We start from the raw sequence: 20,975 nt of genomic DNA on the forward strand, positions 1-20,975 counted from the left end.
AAAGTCAATCTTTTTCGACTTTGACCCCTTGTTGTGATATCCAGTCGCTATAGCTTCCGACATACAGACGGGCCTTCTCATAGCCATTGTGTTTGAGTAAAGCATATAATGGGGCTGCTGTTACACCGCTACCACAATAAACCGTTACTTCTTCTGCCGGTTCCACCACAGTATGCAATTGCTCTCTTACAGCACCATCCAAATTGAAGGCGCCTCCTTTTTTTAATTGCTCCCAGTCAAAGTTTAGCGCTCCTGGAATCCGTCCAGCGATCGGGTCGATTGGTTCCTTCTCCCCCCGGTATCTCTCTGCTGAGCGGGCATCTAGCAGGACACTCGCTGTTTTTCCAGCCACTATTTCTTCAACGTGCTCTCTAGGGGCATAGATTGTTTCATCCCACTGAGGAGTAACTGAAGTCCTCAGTGGCTCCGGTGGACGATTATCTAAAGGTAAACCCGCTTCTTTCATTGCCTGGAATCCTTCAAGTGCGATATATGAATTGTTAAATCCAGCATATTGCAATAGCCACCAAGCACGAGTTGCAAAAGGGCTTCCACCGTCATCATAAACGATGATTTGGTCGTCAATTGAAAGTCCACTCGTTCTGAAGAGCTCGGTCAAAGTCGCCTTCTCTGGCATCGGATGTCTTCCTTCCGATTTCGTCATGTCGGACAAATCATGTTCGAGATCCCAGTAAACTGCCCCTGTTACATGGCTTTTTGTGTATTTCTGCTTGCCTTCATCCACATCTTGCAATGAAAAACGTGTATCTACCCATTTGAATTTAGCATAATCAATATCTTTTATCGAAACAAAAACGGTAGCCAATCAAACCCACTCCTCAATTTGTAGTTTCTCATATACTGTACGCCATTCGCTTAGTTGTTCCGTTCCTTGAAGAAGTGTTCGCTCAGAGGCAATCTGATTCAAACTCTCTTTCAACAAGTGCTGTCTAAGCCCTTCCGCTTCACTGTCAATCCAACGGTCTGCCCACTTTTCAAGCAGTTCTTTTTCAAGCCCAAGATAGATTGATGCATCTGTCTTCAATAATTCTTCCAGTCGTGCTTTCAAGATATCGCGCTCTCCCTTTTCGAAGAATGCTTTCTGATTTTTGAACAATCGGTTGACACTTCTATATTTATTAGAATCAGTGTATGGAGCTCCGAAAGACAACATATCAGCATCTTGTGGTTCATACGGTGAAGGTGCTATGGAGTTATCTTTTTCATATAACCCCGAAATTTCTAAACGCTGCCGATTTGTCAACTGCTTTTTCATGAAGTTTAGCATCCGTAAATTTGTCACCTTAAGCTCTTGTGTCAAATCAAATCCAATCATCTGCACGGTTTCAGCGAGTGCACCATTCAATGCCCGATCTGCTGAATTGTTAACGAAAACAGATGGACTGTATGCCTCTTTGAAGAAATCACCGAAACGTAAAAATACACGTTGTAAAATGTAATAGACAAGTTCGCTTAGTTCATCATGAGTCGCTTTTGTTAGCACTTGTGTAAACTTATGTGTGAAATGTTGACGCACTTCTCCTTCAAGCTTGTTCAATTCGTCCAATCTTTCTGCCTTACGAGTTCGATTCGTTTCTGTCCGGCTAATAAGTGACGAGAGTCGTTCAATCGTTTTTAACGCCTCTTCTTCGAGTGCCTGAACAGCAAGTCCTTTTAGATCGTGTTCAAGGAAATGATGGAATTCTTCTTCAAAAGGCGCCATAAATGGATCCATCCGATTATCCACTTTCGCCTCGAGTGCCTGCAAACTTGAAATGCCATGAACTCTAGGATTACGGATACCAAACTTCCGTAGTTCATCCCCTACGAATGTTTTAACCGCTTCCGCCTCTTCCGCGTCAGATGCAAGGTCAATTGCATTGACAACAAAAAACATCTTATCAAGCTCGAAAGCATCCTTCACACGACCAAGCTGGACTAGGAACTCCCTGTCTGCCCTCGCAAATGCATGATTATAATACGTGATGAAAAGAATCGCATCCGCATTTCGGATATATTCAAATGCAACATCGGTATGACGTGCATTAATGGAGTCGGCCCCTGGTGTGTCAACGAGGGTGATTCCTTTCCTAGTCAATTCACAATCATAGTAGAAGTCGATTGATTCGACGAAACAGCTTCGGTCTTCTTCAGCAACACATTTAACGAATTCTTCCTGCCCGACCTTAATAATTGTGCCAAGTGCTTCATGATAAAGAGGATACCCTCTCTTGAATGCGGCAATAAATGCTTTATGGATATGGAGACTCTCATCCGTCAATTCTGTATTTAGTGCATCATCTGCTTTTTGAAAAGCATCAGTCAACGATGTTGCGCCAACACCAAGTGCTTCAAAAGAGCGGAAAACATCTTCTGTCATCCGGTCTGTTGTTTTCAATAAAATATCGGCCGTTTTATCTTCTTTTCCCACTGAAATCGGACGTATTCGATTGATGGCTGCAGTAGTTGGATTTGGAGAAACCGGTAAGACATTTTCACCAATTAATGCATTGGAAAAAGATGATTTCCCTGCACTAAACGCACCGAATAGCGCAACAGTGAATTCTTGCCCATCTAGTCGGTCAGCTTTTTTTCGAAGGTAGTCTGCTGTTTCCATAAAACCTGGAATCGCTTCAACCGAATTCGCGATACGAATAGCGTGCTTAACCACTGAATCCGAATCCAAAGTAGCTACTTCTCGCTGAACTTGCTCGACTTCTGCCGTGTGGTCAGAGGTATTCTCTAGGATAAGTACTTCTTCCGCTTCGTTGTATTCGACTAATTGTAGCGTTTTCTGTACTTTCCACTGTTGAAGAAGTGCATTGACTTCCGCAGTCGAGCCTATAATTTCATGTTCGAGATTTGCCAATTGAGCTTCCACTTCACTTACCTGTTGGATTGCATGTAACTTCTCATCCAATCGGTACACTTTTTGTTCAAGAATACCAGCGTTGTCATTCCCCGCTACTAATGCAATTTCGGACATTGCGTGTTTCCAATCCTCGGTCATTCGCCTAAATGTGGCTTGAATCGTTGTTCTCATGCGTTCAGAATAGTTGAGGACGGTGTCGCCAGTTATGGTATCAGATACATTAAACTCTTTTTCTATATCAGAAAATGGGATCGTTAAGTTGATTTCGTCAATCACTAGTGATTGCTCATCCGTTAAAATCCCCACTTCTTTCAACGATTTTTTCATAAGCGTCTTTAGATGGACTTCAATTTGGGCATGAACAAGTTTGCCCATATTGTCAGCAAGTGCATCTTTCCTTCGTGCCTTTTCTTCCGCCGTCTTTTTCGCACCGAACAAAATACCAACTTTAAATCTAGACGACAGCGATTCCAAATAGTTTTTCAGCAGTTCACGTGTTTCATATGGTGTAATTGCCGCCCCTTGCAATAGGTCATTTCGTTCTTTTTCAAATGTTAAAGAAAATGCATCTCCCGAGAGAAGCTTCAGCATTTTTTTAGATTCTAAAGCCTCTTCTTGGAGCTCAACTTGCTTTGTCCATTCATCTTCTGAAACAATTTCGGAGAATGTGTTTTTTCGTTCCACGATTTCATCAGACAAGAATTGGCTATGCTCATCCTTCAGTTTTACTAACGTCATCTCAGCATTGTCGACGAATCGTTCTTGCCAGTTTTCCATCGACCCATCAACAATCGCTTTCACGGCACTAAAATCATTATGCGGGTGCGTTAAATCTTTCAATGAGGTATAAAAAATCCCTTTCGGTACGACACCCCACATTTTAAATGAATCCTCAACCGATTTTTTGAACTCCACAAATGGTAACTCACTGTCACGGTGTTTATCAATTTGGTTGATAATCAAATAAACGTTATCGTTGTAACGCATCAATTCTTTCGTGAAACGGAAATTCAATTCCGATTGCACATGATTGTAATCCATCGTGTAGAAGACGAGATCCGCGAGATGCAGTGCGGATTCTGTCGAAAGACGATGTGCATCATCCGTTGAGTCCACACCGGGTGTATCCATAACGGTAATTCCTTCTGGTAAATTCGATTCCGTATGACCAATTTCAACGAGTGAAACGGCCGCACCATCCTTACTAAACGACTTAACGGCAGCCGGAAATCCGTGCCCGCCGTATTTCACTGCGGTACCGTCCGTATGATGGATAATAGCAAAATCCGTTTCAGTTTTCCGCACTTTCACAATGTTAGCACTTGTCGGAATCGGGCTTGACGGCAGTAAGTCTTGGCCAGTCAACGCATTGATCATCGACGATTTACCGGCGGAAAAATGACCGGAAAATCCAATCGTATATTCTTTATCTATGAGTTTTTTGGCGAATAACGCCGTTTTCTTAAAGCGGTCTTCATCATCATTTTTTTGAAAAACTAGGCCGTATGTCGCGGCTTGTTGTAATAAGTTATCTAATTCTGGCATTTATCTTTCGATCCCTTCGTCAATTGCTCTTTTTATCATACCATTTATCGGCGTTCGAATTATCAACAAATTTTTCTGTGCATATTTTGTCGTTTTTTGTTTATTCTACCTTTCGTCATGATATAATCGACCTATCGTTATATTTCAGAAAGGCGGAAGCTAAAATGAGCACTTCGAAGAATGTACAAATGATTTTAAATGGGACAATCTCTTCACTATCAACTGTTATTCCGGTCAAATTGGATGTCCTTGCTCCGTCGATTACAGTTCAACCGTATGAACAAAAAGAGATAAGCGTCTTAATTGGACTTGTCGGAGGCATAAAAGGAAGGCTTATCATTGATGCATCTTTAGACGCCATTAATACGATTGGACAAGCAATGTTTGGCATGTCAATCGAAGGTGAAATGATTGAATCATTCACAGGCGAGCTTGGCAATATGGTTGCTGGAAACTTATGTACAATACTCGAAAAAGACGGCCTCATCCTTGATATTTCCCCCCCTACCGTGATGACGGGAACAACGAAATTTTATGGTTTTAAACAGGCATTTAAATTGCCAGTCAAGATCGACGGCGGCGGAATGTTGACTGTCCTGTTAACAATTGATGAAAATTAAAGTTCACTAAAAACAGTCCCTTCCCTGGATTATTTCGGGTTCACGGGACTGTTTTTTACTTTTTTATAAGTTATATAACTTCGTGTATTTTTCAGATAAGTAATCTGCTAAATATTTGGCGTTCAATCCTTCACCTGTCGCATCTTTAATAATTTCAAGTGGCTGTTTCATCTTGCCGTATTTGTGAACATGTTCAGTTAACCAGTCAAGAATCGGGCCAAAATCACCATTTCCACAAAGTTCATCAAAATTAGGTAGGTCTTTTAACATTGCCACTTTCAATTGAGCTGCGTACATATAGCCAAGTGCATATGACGGGAAATAACCGAAGGATCCGCCAGCCCAGTGAACGTCTTGTAAAATACCTTCACCGTTATTTTTTGGACGGATACCCAGGTATTCCTCATATTTATCATTCCAAATTTCAGGAAGGTCTACCACTTCATAATCGCCGTTAAAAATCCCTTTTTCAATTTCATAACGAATCATAATGTGAAGTGGGTACGTCAGTTCATCTGCTTCAATCCGTATAAGCGATGGTTTTGACACATTGATTGCACGAAGGAAATCTTCGAGCGCTACGCCTTCAAACTGTTCAGGTGATTGGCTCTTTAATAAATCAAAATTATACGTCCAAAAGTTTTCATTATGTCCGACAAACTGTTCATAGAATAATGACTGCGATTCATGAATCCCCATCGAAGTACCATCTGCTACTGGTAATCCTTCAAGTTCTAAATCAATATTTTGTTCGTAAAGTGCATGTCCGCATTCATGAATTGTTCCAAAAACGGCGGAACGGAAATCATTTTCATCGTACTTCGTCGTAATTCGGACATCCCCTATATTGATGCCTGTGGCAAATGGATGAACGGTTTCATCCAATCGACCTGCATCGAAGTCATAACCAAGTTGCTTCAATATCTCATGACTGAATGCTTTCTGATTTTCTTTCGGAAATTTTTTGAATAAAAATGACGTATCGGGTTGGTTACCTGATTCTGAAATTTTCTTCACAAGTGGCACGATTGTCTCTTTCAATTGGCCGAAAACTTCATCGATGATGTCTGTTGTCATCCCCGGTTCATATTGATCGAGCAATGTATTGTACGGATTGCCATCTTTTTCTCCCCAATAGCCAATGAACTTTTTAGTCGTTGCCACGATTTTCTCAAGATATGGAAGGAACATGTCAAAATCAGCTTTCTCTTTCGCTTCTTCCCATGCTGATTCCGATTGAGAAGTCAGAACGACAAATTCACGGTACTCCTCCGCCGGAATTTTTTTGCTTAAGTCATATTCTTTTTTTACTTCTTCAACTGTTTTCAACAAAATCGGGTTAAGTGTGTCTTTCCTATTGCCTAGTTCCTCGAGATAGCCACCCATTTCCTCTGAGACACTCAATTTAAATAGTTCTGTCGATAATGTACCGACCGCTTCCGATCTTGCCGGAATGCCTTTTTTCGGTGCGCCCGTACGCATATCCCAATACATGATTGAAACGGCTTCTGAGTATGCACTCATTTTCTTTAGCAAAGCTACGAAATTCTCTTCTGTAGACATATCCATTCCCCCTTACTTACTATACTGGTCTTTATTTTAACATAATTCGGGCAACTCATATAGTCTCCTAGTAGGAGATCAGTTTTATTTCAGTAATTAAACTATGCTGAAATAAAACAATTAGCTAATGTCACGTTTGCTGATTAACCATTTTCTTGCATAAAAAGCAGGTAAGAAAGGCTTGAAAAACGCCATTTTAACTTGATCATTTCCGGTCCGCTTTCAGCGAAATAGTCATGACAATTTTACCGAGGGGCGAGTGCGGCTACAACGTTTAAGTGAAAAATACAGCTACTTTTGAAAAAAAGAGTAGATGACTCTTTATAAAGGTTGTAAGTGCCCGAAGATACAATTTCGGGCACTCTAGTACTTTGTACAAGGTGTTCCTTGCTTACTTTTAGTAAAGATTACGCGTATTATCATGCGATGTACTATAAGAAAGTGACTCTTCCTTAACTAAAAAAGACAAGACTATGGAGAAGACTTCAGCCGCCAAAATTGTATCTTTGGCGGCTATTATCCAAATAAAAAGTTCCGCTATTCTTTCGTTCCGAAAAGTTTAAGCACTTTGCGTACGTATACATTTGGAAAGCGACGGTTGAATAAGCACCATACGATTATCGAAAAAGATGTGTAGGGATGCGACGAAGTCACATCCCTACACATCAAGAAATCTCGATAATCGTATAGAGGCCGTTCAATCCAAAGCGATCCAAATATAATGTACATGAAGCGTCTGCTGTTTGATTAAGTTATTTACGGGTTGTTTTTGGTTAATCAACACATGTGAGTTAATGTAGAACCCCAAATTACATGTGCATGACTGAATCTTTTTTACAGGACCTATTCAGACCCTTAATTAGTGTTTTTTATTTATTGTACTTCACAACGTTTATACATTTCTTGTATAAACAGCACGAGCTGGACAGTCCTAAATAATAGCGCTTCCTCAGAAATACAAAAAGGCCTCCCAATATTACTAGGAGAGCCTTACAAATTATAGTTAAACTGTCATTTTCATTTTAACAGGGAAAATACTTTCAATTTCAGCTTTCATTTCCTGTTCTTTACCTTCTAGTAAAAGATGTACTGTTCCAGAATCGGCTGACGTCCGTATGAGTCGTCCTGCACCTTGGCGTAGCCTTAGTAGCATGAATGGTAAGTCTACTTCACGGAAAGGATCCTTAGCGTGCTGACGTCTCGCGTCGAACAACGGGTCCGATGGTGGTAATGGCAAATCGTAAATAATGACGCGTGTCAATGCATCTTGGGGAATGTCGAGCCCTTCCCATAAGTGATAAGAGCATAAAACAGGTACTTTCTTCTGTTGGAAGTCACGCACGATAGAAGACAATTCTCGTTCACCTTCGAAAGCGATACGGTCTTGCCACTCGCTAGGAACGCGCTCTTTGAAATGGTTCATCGCTCGTTCTGACTTGAAGAGAATCAGTGTTTGCTCTCCATCTTCTAAAAGTTCAAGCGCTCGCTTCGCTTTGCCACCGGCTTCTACATCCGTCGCAAATACTTCCATCACTTCATCATAATCAAATGGAGATTCCACTGAGAATGACAAGTAATCTTGGATACCAAGACCATCTGCCAAATAAGTAAACGTTTCACCGACTGATAATGTAGCGGATGAAAAGACGATTGGCGTGTTGGATGAAAACAGTTTCTCTCTTAAAATGTCCGTTACTAGACGTGGCATGATAACCAGTGTGGATTCGCCTTCGCGACCTTCAAGCCAGTCGACTGCATCATTTTGAGAGGTGAAGAGGTCCATTGAGTAAATGTATTGATCCAGATATTCCTCGACCATTCTCAAATCATATGCCGGAATGATATAGAGTTCACCTTCAAAAACAAATTCTTCAAGAAGCGCATTCGAGATTTTCACAACCTCTTTTCCAATTGCCAGAAGTTCAGGTGTTTTCTCAATCGCTTTCCGTTCATTCTCCGTTGTATCCGCAAGCGCATCGAGTAATTTAAAAAATGCTTCATGCGAATCAATTAGGCGCTCCATCAGTTGAAGTGTCGACTCTCTTATTCCATCGACCATAATTCGTTCAAGCAGATTTAGCAATGTACTATTTTGTACCTCATACGTCAAAGCACGCTGAGCCGAATACTCAAGAAGATGGCCTTCGTCAAAGACAATCATTGACGGTTCTGGTAATAATGGTAATTGTCCCTGTCTTTTACGGGATTCTTTTGTCCAAATATGCTCCATATAAAAATCGTGAGAACAAATAACGAGTTCGACCGATTCGCGATAATGATTTCGGTGAATTGTCTGACCACATCGATTACGAACATCACACGCAGCACATTGCTGGATGGGATGGAAGTTCACTGTTTTCCACTCTTCATCACTTAAATTTGGATAATCCGAACGTTCTCCGTAAGGAAAAATCGATTGCAATGAACCGGAACCGTAAACGAATTCAGGTAGTTCATCTGCCACAACATCAACATAGTCTTCGTCAATCGTATTACCCGCCTCTTCCAATCGTTTCAAGCATAAATATTGGTCACGTGATTTAGCAAGTCGAACATCGATATCAAGACCGAGCGCTTCACTAATTTTCCGGATATCACCGTCTTCTTTTACAAGCTGGTCAATCAGTGTCTCATCCGCACATGAAATGAGAGCCGGTTTGCCAGTATAGCGAGCATAAGCGATTGCAGGAAGTAGATAAGCAATTGTTTTACCTGTCCCTACACCCGCTTCCGCAAAAAGAACTTTCTTTTCTTTCAGTGCTTGTTCAATTTGGAACGCCATATAGATTTGTTCATCACGGCATTCAAATCCTTTTTCAGTCAGTTCATCGTATAACGTATCCCCTATCCAGTCGTTCAGTGACTCATAGAACGATTTATCTTTTGATAACGGGAATGGCATCTTGCTCTTCATCGTTTACCCCTTCCTTATTACATGCAAAAGGAAGAGGAGTTTACCTCTTCCGCATTCTATCAATTATTGACGTTGGCCCCAGAACTGATACAAATCAGTACGAATAAAACCATTGAATAATTTCCTTTTCTTCGTTGCTCTATGTCCGTACATTTTTTCATAATTTTCCAATGAAGACAACATATAAACAGACCATGATGGATAGTTTTTCATTATACGGCCAAGTTCCTGCGTAATTTCTTCAGCCTCTTCTACCTCACCAAGACGTTCACCGTATGGCGGATTCCCCACCATAACTCCGTTCAAGCCCTCTAACGTCAAGTCCCGCACGTCACATGTTTGGAACTTGATCAAATCCATGAATCCAGCTCCTGCCGCATTCTCTTGTGCCACTTTAATCATTCGGGGATCATAATCAAATCCTGAAATATCAAGTGGTTGGTCGTATTTTGCGAGGTCTTCCGCTTCTTCACGAACTTGATCCCAAATATTTTTATTGATCCATGGCCACTCTTCACTTAAAAATTCACGATTGTATCCAGGTGCAATGTTTTGCCCGATCATCGCAGCTTCAATTGCGATTGTACCTGAACCACAAAACGGGTCAACGAAAGGACGATTTGGATTCCAACGTGACACTTTCACAAGCGCTGCTGCAAGTGTCTCTTTCAACGGTGCATCCCCTTGTGCAAGTCGATATCCGCGTTTATGTAGTCCCGTTCCACTTGAATCGATCGTTAATGTTACTTTATCTTTTAAAATCGATACTTCCAATTTGAATAAAGGACCTGATTCATCAAAGAAACCAATTCGTTTATAAGCAATCTTCAAGCGTTCAACAATCGCTTTTTTTACAATGGCCTGGCAATCAGGCACACTGTACAAAGTAGATTTCACTGATTTACCCGCAACTGGAAACTCTGCGTCAACTGGCAAAAAACGTTCCCATGGAATCGCTTTTGTCTGTTCAAATAAATCATCGAACGTCGTAGCTTCGAATTCACCTGCAACAATACGAACACGGTCCGCTACTCGGAGCCATAGATTCGTTTTTGCAATCGCCAATTCATCGCCCTGGAAATAAATCTTCCCATTTTCCGAAGTCGTTTTATAACCAAGAGCTTTTACTTCATCTGCCACAAGTGATTCAAGCCCCATTGCAGATGTTGCCACTAGTTTAAATTCAGTCATGCATTTCCAACTCCAATTCTATACCATCAATCATTTCCATGAATTCATCAAGGGTTAACTTTTTATAGTATTGCCAATATAACCATATTTTTTTCACACTTTAATTCTCCAAAAGAAAAGCTCCCCATCTTATTGGAGAGCAATCAATTTAAAAATAATACCATAGGAAATTCGATAAGCCATGTTTTGTTCCCGTGTACTCAAACGGCTCACGCCTCGTACTTAGGGTGGTAATCATCTATCTACAGGTATACACCTGTCTCTTCCTACAGTTCATTTCCCTCGGAAGAGTGCCCCTACCATAGTTTGGGTTTCTCACTCGTGGGGTTTACCGCGTTCCATCTGCCCCGTTTCCGAGACAGCTACGTCACTGTGGCACTGTTCAGGGAACCTCATCCATATCCGAAGACTTAGGATTTATTCCCGCCGTCAACGCGTTATACGCGAAGCCACGGCTTATTCTTTCGCCGAGCACGAACACTACGGTCATCTCAGATCCGTGTGAGCATGGACTTTCCTCTACAACATAGGATGTTGCAGCGATTACCTAAATTCCACTATGATATTTTTAGTATACCGTACTTATGTTTCATTTACAATATATTATTCTTGGTCGAAGAGTTTACTTCCGAAAACATGCTTTTCCAGATTTGAAATCCGCTTCAATATATCAAAGTTCGTTGTTCCAGCACTTCCAGCCGCAGGGCGTTTTTGTGCAGATTCAAGCTCTCTTTGCATGCGTTCATTTTCGGTACGCAATTCTGTAATCGTCTTTTTAAAAGCTTCATAGTCATGAATAATATCATCAAGGAAGAGATCTACTTCTTCCTGATTATAGCCGCGAAGGCCCGTTTTGAATTCCTTCTCAAGAATCGTTTTTGTATCCAATTTAGTGTCCATGAAAAATCGCCCTTCCGTCTCTGTTTACATACCGTTGATTATAACATATATTGTCCGACTTTGTCTTACTAAAGCCGACTTTCAACCGTTTTTTGTCGCTTCGTGCGCTTGCCTGGGAAATAATTTTCTAGTTATCCTTATTTCCCTTTTCAAGAAATCATTTCTCGAACGTGCCCGAAATCTTTCCGCCAAGTAGGAATCCGCCTTCAGGAGCTTAATCGCCTCTTTCGTGGAGTCTAATGCCTTGTTTAACTCTTTCAGCTTATGCTCGTAAAGCTTCGCTAATTCCTCTAATGCGATAATTCGTTCACGTCCGGTAAGACCTGTTGCCGCTATCTTGAATGAAGAGACTGCGTCCTCGTAAGCCTGTTCCTTTTTCAAGATGAACCCGAAGTGAAAATGTGTCGCAGGATGATTGATCCCATACTCAGCAATGACACTTTCAAAGATTTGTTTACTACGGTCATGCGACTTTAAATCACCAAACCATTTCCCAATATTCGTATGGGTCACGGCCGATTCTCGGACATCGCTTTTCAATAGCAAATCGGTTGACCGTATATAAAGCGCAACTAGTGAAAGGATATCCCATTCATTATGGACGAGAACTTTCATTAATAGTTCCGCGCGACCATTCTTAACAGCATCTTGGTAGATGATTGGCGCCATATGCCCTGGGATATCTCCTTGTCGGAAGAAACCAAGTTGTTCCTCCTCAATTGCAGGTAGTCGAAACGTTGCCATCTCACCTTTCCAAATACGTCTGGAACCATGCAACAAATCGATTTGGGTATGCTTGAGAAGTGGCGGTAATTCTTTACGGTTCATCGTCCACCGTGTTTCCACCATTGGAATATCAAAACTTTTGCCATTATACGTAACGAGTGTCGACGGCTTTTCCCATAATCCTGTTGCATAAAGGAATGCCGCTTCGTGATCAGGACCCGGAAGGACATACTGCGTCATTTTAAAAGATGATGCCGTCTGTTCAATGAACCCCATGAGGAATATCAGTGTACCTGCTCCTTTTAAACCTGTCGTTTCTGTATCAAAGAAAACAAGCGGTTTTGAAAAATCCGGAGACAGTGGATGCACTTCACCGGACTTCTTCCATTTATCGATCGTTGACTTCAAACCCGAAAGAATAATGTTTCCGTGCTGATGGTCAGTGTCGTATTCAACAATACGTTTATAGACGATGCCATGTTTATTTACGGCTTTTGTCAAACCCGCGTCCAGCCACTGCTGTTCATAGACAGGTACTTTTGCAACGGGTTTTACAACTTCTGGCACATCTTCAGCTACCACTTTAGAAGTTGTTTTTTTCAACAACTTCTTCATTTGCATCAGTTTCTGTTCATATGACATTTCTTTCCCCTCCCGCTAGCGTCTTAAGAAGGGATCCGACATCCCGTTTCATGCCCATACCAGCTTCTTGCGCACCGATACAAACCGGACAACCCGACTCGCAGCGACAGGTGGACACATGATCGGCTGCTTTTTGCAACAGCTCATCCCACCGTTCAAAAATCTTTTCACTCAGACCTATTCCGCCTGGATAACTGTCGTAAATGAAAATAGTTGGCTTTCCGGTATGAACAGCTTTCACTTGCGGCACAACATGGATATCCGTTTTATCGCAGCGGACGAATAACGGGATAAATGACTGGATCGCATAGGCTGCACCCGTCATCGCATCCGTCAGTCCAGCGCCCGTCCATCCTTCAGGTATGTCGAATGTGTACCACGTGGAAGACGTATGTAATTCTTCTGCGGGTAATGAAATCGGACCAGAACCGATATTATCATGTGTATCGAATCTGATTTTCTTGAAAATCGTCGGGATTGCAAGTACAGCGATATCACCATAAGCGGCCTTGTTATCTCCGAACTGTTCGGCGATATCTTCATTCATCACTTTCAGTTCCACTGCAAGATTGGCATCCGTGAAGTAATCGACATCGACTTCTGTGACATAGGCTTTCTTTTCATCCCAATCCAATTGCTCAACTTGGAACTGGGTTCCTTGATGGATATAAATTGCTTCTTCATGGAGGAGCGTCATCGCACTAAAACGATCCATCTCCCCTATGACCTTCGTTTCTTTTGGATACGTTTTATCAATAATGATGACGTTTTCCTGTGTTGCAGAGCGAAGACTCACTTCACTTGCTGGAAAACTGTCTGTCATCCAATGCCATTTGTCTGTAGTCTTTATCAAAACTCCTTCGCTTTCAAGGAACGCGAGTAATTCTTGTACGTCAAATTCACCATATGTTTCTGTCGAAGAAAATGGCAGCTCAAATGAAGCACATTTAAGATGATCCATTAAGATAAACATATTATCCGGATGAATCCGTGCTTCTTCCGGTGACTGGCCAAGAAGATAATCAGGGTGTTCAATAATATATTGATCGAGAGCCAGGGATTGGGCGACGTAAATAATGAGCGCCTCATCTTGCCGTCTTCCCGCACGCCCTGCCTGTTGAAATGCACTCGCAATATTTCCCGGGTAACCCGTCATAATACACGCTTGTAGTTGCCCGATATCAATGCCAAGTTCAAGTGCATTCGTACTAACAACCGTACGGATAGCTCCATCCCGAAGCCCTTTTTCAATTTTCCGGCGTTCTGAAGGTAGGTAACCTCCCCTATAGCCCATTACTGTTTCATCGAACAGTTTCTTTTTCGTCAATGCTTTCATATAAGTGACAAGCATTTCAACTCGTACTCGGCTTTTTGCAAAGATAATCGTTTGGATGCCTTCCCGGTATAAAAGCGCGGCGATATCTCGCACTTCAAGTACAGCACTTCTTCGAATACCAAACGTTGGATGAACGACCGGTGGATTATAGAAGACAAAATGTTTCTTTCCGGCGGGTGCTCCATTTTTGATGATTACTTGAACGTCCTCATTTATCAACGACTCCGCTAGTTCTTGCGGATTTGCAATTGTCGCAGATGTGCAGATGAACACTGGATCACTGCCATAATAGTTGCAGATTCGTTTCAACCTTCGCAGCACATGTGCGACATGACTGCCGAAAACACCTTTGTACGTATGCAATTCATCGATGATGATGTATTTTAAGTTCTCGAATAACGACACCCATTTTGTATGATGTGGCAAGATACCTGAATGCAGCATATCGGGATTTGTCAGCACGATATGACCCGACTTTCTAACCTTAGAACGCAAGCCAGGTGCAGTATCCCCGTCGTATGTATAACTGAGGATGGTTTCCCCACTCGCTTCAATCAGCTCATGGAGGTCCGCCAGCTGATCTTGGGCCAGTGCTTTTGTTGGAAACAAATAAATGGCTCTCGATGTATCATCTTCGAGGATACTTTGCATAACAGGTAAATGATAGCAAAGGGATTTTCCGGAAGCTGTCGGTGTAACGGCGGTAATAGAATTTCCGGATGATGCCAGGTCGAAGGCTTCTCTTTGATGGCTATATAATTTATCAATTCCTTTGGATGCAAGTGCTTTAATAATCGATGGATGGAGTTTTCCCGGAAATTCGGCGTAGATTGCTTCTTTCTCAGCAATCGTTTTAGTATGGATGACGTTAGCGGAAAAAGAGGCGTCAGTGCGCAGTTTTTCTAACACTTCGTGAACCGCTTTCTTCTTTATCATCGTACATCGCCTTCTTGTTCAAGACGTAGTGCGTCCAAAATTGTTTTTAACGTATATTCAGCTGAATTAATCGATAAGATAAAACGTTTTTTACCTGTCTTTTGATAAAATGACTGGACGATGAATTGCTTCATAGAGTCAGTCAGTGTTTCAATTTGAATTGGATGAACATATTTCGGCTTGGCTGTCTTGATGAATTCAGATACTTCCTCTGTCCATTCATCAAGCAACGTATGATATTGATCTGCATATGGTTTTACTTCTATGAAAAAGTCGGGTTCCCGATCGAGTTCTCTCATCTGCGCATGGCGCTCGAAGCATTCCTTACAAACAGCAAGTAGCGCTTCAGTTTTTTGTTGTAGATTCATAATGATACACCCTTTCCGGACGTTTCTTTTATTTTAACAGATATGACCGAAATGCACCAAATTCATAGGAACGTATATTCCTTGGTATTACTAATCCTTCATTACTAGATAAAGTGCTATTTAGGTTGAAGTATTGAATACGTCATATGAACTGAGCGCAGGCGCCTTACAAGGGGGCAGCTGGAACCATAAGACTGGCAGCGAAGCTTGTCAGGCTTATGGGAGGGCACTGAAAAAGTTCTTTTTTATAGTAAGAACTAGTTGATTGTAGTGAAGAGCGGCGACTCCAGCTGGAACAGCGCGAGCTGAAGACCCCGCAGGAAGAGCCGTTACGAAGAACGGCTTTTGCGAGCAAAAGCGCTAGCGTTGGGAGCACGGGGCAAGAATGCCTTAATTTCTGCAAAGAACGCAGAAATACGGCAAATCGAACCCTCTGCTGTTCGATTGGCTGAAGCCGTGCCCGCGGAAAGCGTCCGCTCGGAACGGAAATCAACGGGATTGAAGGAAATCGTACTTTTTCAGTGCCTTAGTTTATCGCGGAAGGCATCCCTGAAGCGCCGAAGCGTTATTGAATGGAATCATTTAGCTCAATCTATATAGTTAATTTTCAACAGGACTAAATGTAATCTCCACTTTTCCCCAGCAGAATAACGTCTTTGATACAAGTGTACATCATAATTATGTTCAAATTATGTCACAGAAATTAAAACTTCTTCTCTATATGACAACTAATACTAGTGCTCCTTTAACGTGTAAGGTACATTAACGATAATAGATAGCTTGTTTCAACGTTAAAATATGCATCATTAAGGGAGAACTTTGTTAATGGCTACGAAAATCGCTTGGATTACTGATACAGCTGCACAACTAGACGAATCTTTTATACGAAAACATAACGTACATATATTACCATTGAGTATCGTATTTGCTGATGTTGTTTTTAAAGAAACAGTCGATATGACACAGGAAGAGTTTTACGACAAATTACGTGTTGCCAAAAATCCCCCCAAAACATCCCAACCCGCTATTGGTGAAATGGTTGCCCTTTATGAAAAACTACAGGAGCAAGGCTATGATTGCGCAATTGCCTTGCATGTGTCTAGCGGCCTATCCGGCACATTTGATAGCTCGCAAACAGCTGCACAAATGGTAGACTTCAAGGTCTATCCAATTGACTCGAAAATCGGCTCCTATCCGATGATCAAAATGATTGAAATTGGCAATGAACTACTAGAACAGGGACATGACATTAAAGAAGTCGTTGCAGCCATCAAAAAAATGACGGAAAATTCCAAGTTATCCTTCATACCTGCTAATCTAAATCAGCTCCATAAAAGCGGTCGTGTCTCTGGAACACAAGCATTTCTAAGTAATTTGCTAAATATTAAAGTGGTCATCTCGTTTGAAGATGGAAAACCAGTGATGAAAGAAAAAGTTCGTGCCAATAAACGAGCTAAAATAAATGTGACAGATTTACTGCGCAGCGACATGGAAAATAGCAGCATCCCAGAAATCGCAGTGATCCACTGTAACAATGTAATGAATGCTGAAAGTTGGAAAGAAGAGCTATTGCAGGAATTCCCAAACTTGAAAGTACAAGTTCTCCCCCTCAGCGTCTGTGTGGGCGTACATGCAGGTGAAGGTACTACTGGGCTAAGCTGGGTGAGGTATTAAAATGTAGGAACTAGATTATGTTTACGAAAATAATAAGCTGACTGCCTTGTACTAATTGGCAATCGGCTTATTTTGGATTGTAATTGGATGTCCATTCTTCTATGATATAACAGCTTTATCGTTACATTTTATTCACATACCTTGTTCCCTTTCTTGTATCCACTCCCCTTTCTACTCTTATCGGCTGTCCTAATTAGTAGCCTTCATTATCTATATCGCCACATTTTTTACGCACTATATGATAAATAATTATTTCCGATTTATTGAATAGGTTTAAGCTTGTTCAATATCTGGACATTAGATTGCAACTTTCCGAGCACTAATCCGTCCAATTGATATGGTATGATAGTGAGATGCGAGGTGATACCTATGACAATACGCTATCCGAACGGCAAGAAATATATACCCATTCAGAAGATAGGCCATCAAAAAAAAGTCGATCTTTCATTCAGTAACCGAGGGAAGTCATTGGAAGATGAATTGAATGAAACGAATGAGTTCTATTTAAGTCGCGGCATTGCTGTCATCCATAAGAAACCCGTTCCAATCCAAGTCGTAAACGTGAATTATCCGGAGCGAAGTGCCGCTGTCATAACCGAAGCCTATTTTAGGACACCGTCTACAACTGACTTTAACGGAGTATGGCAAGGGAACTATATTGATTTCGAAGCAAAAGAAACCAAGAGTGCGACATCTTTTCCATTGCAAAATATTCATGACCATCAAGTGGAACATATGCAATCTGTGTCAAAGCAAGGTGGAGTTGTTTTTTTCATTGTCAAATTCACTTCGCTTGACCGCTATTTTATCGTCCCTTATGATAATTTTGAGAAATATTGGGAAAGAATGAAAAAAGGTGGAAGAAAATCGATCACACTTATAGAGTTTGAGACCATGTCCTTGGAGATTCTACCACGTTTCAATCCAAGGCTCGATTATTTAAAAGCGGTGTCTATTATGACAACGACATCAAACAATGCAACTGAAAGGCAGGAAGATGTATGAGCGATAATATAAATTCAAGAGCTGGACGCCGGAAAAACATTGAGGCCGAACGCGCAAAGAAAAAAAGTAAAAAGACGAATAAGGGAAAAGGCATCATTAAGAAGATAGTTCTGGCAATCGTCGCCATCGGAGTTGCCATACTAGTTGGCGGCGCGGGCTTATTCGCTTTTTATGCAAGTTCTGCACCTGATCTCGACGAAAACCTTTTAAAAGACCCCTTATCATCTGATTTACTTGATATCCACGGTGATGTCTTCATGAAATCGGGCGCTGAAAAAAGGGAGTTCGTTCCCTACGCTGAAATCCCGGACCCGATGCAAGATGCAATACTTGCAACGGAAGACGTCCGTTTCTATTCCCACCACGGGATGGATTTTTGGAGGCTTGGTGGTGCAGTCATCGCGAACTTTAGAAGTGGTTTCGGTTCTCAAGGAGCGAGCACACTTACCCAACAGGTCATTAAGAACTCATTCCTGTCAGAAGAGAAAACGTTAAAAAGGAAGGCACAAGAAGCATGGCTCGCTTTCCAGCTTGAACGTAAGTATGAAAAAGAAGAAATCTTTGAAATGTACTTTAATAAGATTCTGATGTCCGGAAATAACTACGGATTTGGAACAGCTTCAAAATACTTTTATGGTAAAAATCTGAATGAACTTGAACTACACGAAGTCGCTATGTTAGCAGGACTTCCACAAAGTCCAAACGGATACAATCCTTATAAAAACCCGGCTCGTGCTAAAAAACGACGCAATATCGTACTTGGGCTAATGTACCAGCATAAAAAAATTACTAAAGTCGAAATGGAAGCAGCACAGGCGATGCCAGTCACAGGAACATTACTGGCTGACGACAAAAGACAGGTTAGCAACACAAAATACCCAGCTTATGTCGATCTTGTGCTCTCTGAATTGGAAGAAGCGGGTATGTCACACTTGCTTGCTGAAGGCGTAAAAATTCAAACGAATTTGGATCCTGCAGCTCAGCAATCTGTGGAGAATGCATTAAATACGAACGATTTATATGAATCCGAAAAAATGCAAGCCGGAATGACCGTTCTTGATACCAAAACGGGTGCAATCGTTGCAGTCGGTGGAGGGCGTAATTATTCTGGAACGGACTGGAACTTTGCTACAGACCAAAAACGTCAACCCGGATCGGTGATTAAACCGATTCTCTCTTACGGCCCAGCCATCGAAAACCTTAGCTGGTCAACAGGAAATACGGTCGTAGATGAACCTTACAACTATAAAGGGACAGATAAAGCCATTCGGAACGTCGACGGTAAATATCAAGGGACAATGACAATTCGAGAAGCATTATACAAATCCCGCAACATTCCTGCAGTAAAAGTGTTTGAAGAGGTCGGAACTGCAAAGGCAGGCGCTTTTGCGAAAGGGCTCGGACTTCCGTTTGATAAATTGAATTCTTCCAATGCACTTGGCGGCGGAGAATATGATTTTTCTACACTTCAGATGGCGGGAGCCTATTCAGCCTTTGGTAACGGCGGGAATTACACAAAACCGTATGCCATCAAGGAAATTATTTTTAGAGATGGAAAAAAAGCACCTAACATGACACCAAAATCAGAAACAGTCATGAAAGATTCGACTGCATATATGGTAACGGACATTTTACGTGAAGTATTAACAGCTGGAACAGGAACCAAAGCAGCTATTTCAGGTCTGGATATTGCCGGTAAAACCGGGACAACAAACTATCCATCTGAAATCATAACAAAGAACGGCTTGAAAAATTCAGACGTTCCCGATTCATGGTTTGCTGGCTATACGACAGATTACACAATTGCCGTATGGGGTGGTTACGAGAAATATGCAACACCTATCACTACATTCGATAAAGGCAGGTATGTCCCTCAAAATCTGTTTCGCATGGTCATGAGTGACATTTCTTCCGGGAAAAATACATCACGGTTCCAAAAACCTGACTCTGTGGAGGAAGCGACGATTGAATACGGTTCAAATCCACTTGTTTTAGCAAGTCGGACGACACCTAGCAATAGGAAGCGTACAGAACTATTCGTCAGAGGAACTGCGCCCGTAGAAGTTGCTGAAGAAGAAATTATCGAACTTGAAGCACCAAATAGTTTGGCCGCTCAATATAATGAAGAAACGAGTTCTATTGATTTAAACTGGTCCCATAATGCTCCAGTTTCGGAAGCTATCATAGGCAATGTAGAGTTCACCGTATTAGTGGGTGTGGATGGTAGCGATATGCAAGAAATGACAACGACAACAGACACGTCAGTTACATTCTCAGGAGCCGAAGCTGGTCGGAAATATACGTTCTCCGTCGTTGCTAAACTCGACGACTTAGTTAGTAGTCCAGCGACTACGACCGTTCAGATTGAAGAGGTTACCGAAGAAGTCCCAGTACCTGATGAAGAAATTGATACTGAAAACCCAGATGGTGAAGACTGGAACAACGGCAATAACGGTAACGACTGGAACAACGGCAATAACGGTAACAATGACAACAACGGTAATAACGGCAACAATGGTAATGGCGGTAACGAGGGTACGCCCCCCGATGATGGGACCGGCACCCCGGTTCCACCAGAACCAGGAACCGGGACTGATGGAACCACTACTGATGATGGTACTGGTTCCCCGTAACTGAACTAAAAAGCAGAAAGCGAAATGCCTAATCAGCATTTCACTTTCTG

Annotated in this window: 13 protein-coding genes and 1 other RNA gene; 4 read left to right on the forward strand and 10 right to left on the reverse strand. The window is 41.8% G+C overall.

The features are described from left to right. Positions 1 to 4: 4 nt before the first annotated feature. Entirely contained in the window at positions 5 to 826 is an 822-nt protein-coding gene (locus AZE41_RS13280) for a sulfurtransferase (RefSeq protein WP_067210273.1), read from the reverse strand. Next, on the reverse strand, positions 827 to 4,417 hold the full coding sequence (locus AZE41_RS13285; RefSeq protein WP_067210275.1) for a dynamin family protein: 3,591 nt from the start codon (positions 4,415 to 4,417) through the stop codon (positions 827 to 829). Between the two features lie 164 nt (positions 4,418 to 4,581). Here AZE41_RS13285 and AZE41_RS13290 point away from each other — a divergent pair, with 164 nt between their 5' ends. Continuing rightward, positions 4,582 to 5,037: a chemotaxis protein CheX gene (locus AZE41_RS13290; RefSeq protein WP_067210278.1), complete on the forward strand. Its 456-nt coding sequence runs from the start codon at positions 4,582 to 4,584 to the stop codon at positions 5,035 to 5,037. Positions 5,038 to 5,100: 63 nt separating this feature from the next. Here the strand turns inward: AZE41_RS13290 and AZE41_RS13295 are convergent, their stop codons facing one another. From AZE41_RS13295 to AZE41_RS13330, 8 genes are all read right to left on the reverse strand, one after another. Beyond that, on the reverse strand, positions 5,101 to 6,600 hold the full coding sequence (locus tag AZE41_RS13295; RefSeq protein ID WP_067210281.1) for a carboxypeptidase M32: 1,500 nt from the start codon (positions 6,598 to 6,600) through the stop codon (positions 5,101 to 5,103). Between the two features lie 1,003 nt (positions 6,601 to 7,603). After that, on the reverse strand, positions 7,604 to 9,514 hold the full coding sequence (locus AZE41_RS13300; protein ID WP_067210284.1) for an ATP-dependent DNA helicase: 1,911 nt from the start codon (positions 9,512 to 9,514) through the stop codon (positions 7,604 to 7,606). 63 nt (positions 9,515 to 9,577) lie between these two features. Next, positions 9,578 to 10,705 (reverse strand): THUMP domain-containing class I SAM-dependent RNA methyltransferase, encoded by a 1,128-nt coding sequence (locus AZE41_RS13305; protein ID WP_067210287.1) that lies wholly within the window; start codon positions 10,703 to 10,705, stop codon positions 9,578 to 9,580. A 170-nt stretch (positions 10,706 to 10,875) separates the two neighbouring features. Further along, positions 10,876 to 11,260, reverse strand: an RNA gene (rnpB, locus tag AZE41_RS13310) — RNase P RNA component class B. A 48-nt stretch (positions 11,261 to 11,308) separates the two neighbouring features. After that, complete coding sequence (gpsB, locus tag AZE41_RS13315; RefSeq protein WP_067210288.1) at positions 11,309 to 11,605, reverse strand: cell division regulator GpsB; 297 nt, start codon at positions 11,603 to 11,605, stop codon at positions 11,309 to 11,311. A gap of 81 nt (positions 11,606 to 11,686) precedes the next feature. Beyond that, positions 11,687 to 12,973, reverse strand: a complete 1,287-nt coding sequence (locus AZE41_RS13320; RefSeq protein ID WP_067210291.1) for a ribonuclease H-like domain-containing protein — start codon at positions 12,971 to 12,973, stop codon at positions 11,687 to 11,689. Further along, on the reverse strand, positions 12,963 to 15,245 hold the full coding sequence (locus AZE41_RS13325) for a DEAD/DEAH box helicase (protein ID WP_067210293.1): 2,283 nt from the start codon (positions 15,243 to 15,245) through the stop codon (positions 12,963 to 12,965). The genes AZE41_RS13320 and AZE41_RS13325 overlap by 11 nt, the downstream gene beginning before the upstream one ends. Further along, positions 15,242 to 15,613, reverse strand: coding sequence for a YppE family protein (locus tag AZE41_RS13330; protein WP_067210295.1), 372 nt, complete (start codon positions 15,611 to 15,613; stop codon positions 15,242 to 15,244). The genes AZE41_RS13325 and AZE41_RS13330 overlap by 4 nt, the downstream gene beginning before the upstream one ends. Before the next feature lie 825 nt (positions 15,614 to 16,438). Here AZE41_RS13330 and AZE41_RS13340 point away from each other — a divergent pair. From AZE41_RS13340 to AZE41_RS13350, 3 genes are all read left to right on the forward strand, one after another. Further along, the gene (locus AZE41_RS13340) at positions 16,439 to 17,287 is read left to right on the forward strand and encodes a DegV family protein (RefSeq protein ID WP_067210300.1); all 849 of its coding nucleotides are present in this window, start codon (positions 16,439 to 16,441) and stop codon (positions 17,285 to 17,287) included. A 369-nt stretch (positions 17,288 to 17,656) separates the two neighbouring features. Further along, a complete protein-coding gene (gene recU, locus AZE41_RS13345) occupies positions 17,657 to 18,292 on the forward strand; it encodes a Holliday junction resolvase RecU (RefSeq protein WP_067210303.1) in 636 nt (211 codons plus the stop codon). Next, positions 18,289 to 20,925: a transglycosylase domain-containing protein gene (locus tag AZE41_RS13350; RefSeq protein ID WP_067210305.1), complete on the forward strand. Its 2,637-nt coding sequence runs from the start codon at positions 18,289 to 18,291 to the stop codon at positions 20,923 to 20,925. The genes recU and AZE41_RS13350 overlap by 4 nt, the downstream gene beginning before the upstream one ends. Positions 20,926 to 20,975: the final 50 nt, after the last annotated feature.

It is taken from the genome of Sporosarcina psychrophila (assembly GCF_001590685.1).
In the GTDB taxonomy this organism is placed as follows: domain Bacteria; phylum Bacillota; class Bacilli; order Bacillales_A; family Planococcaceae; genus Sporosarcina; species Sporosarcina psychrophila.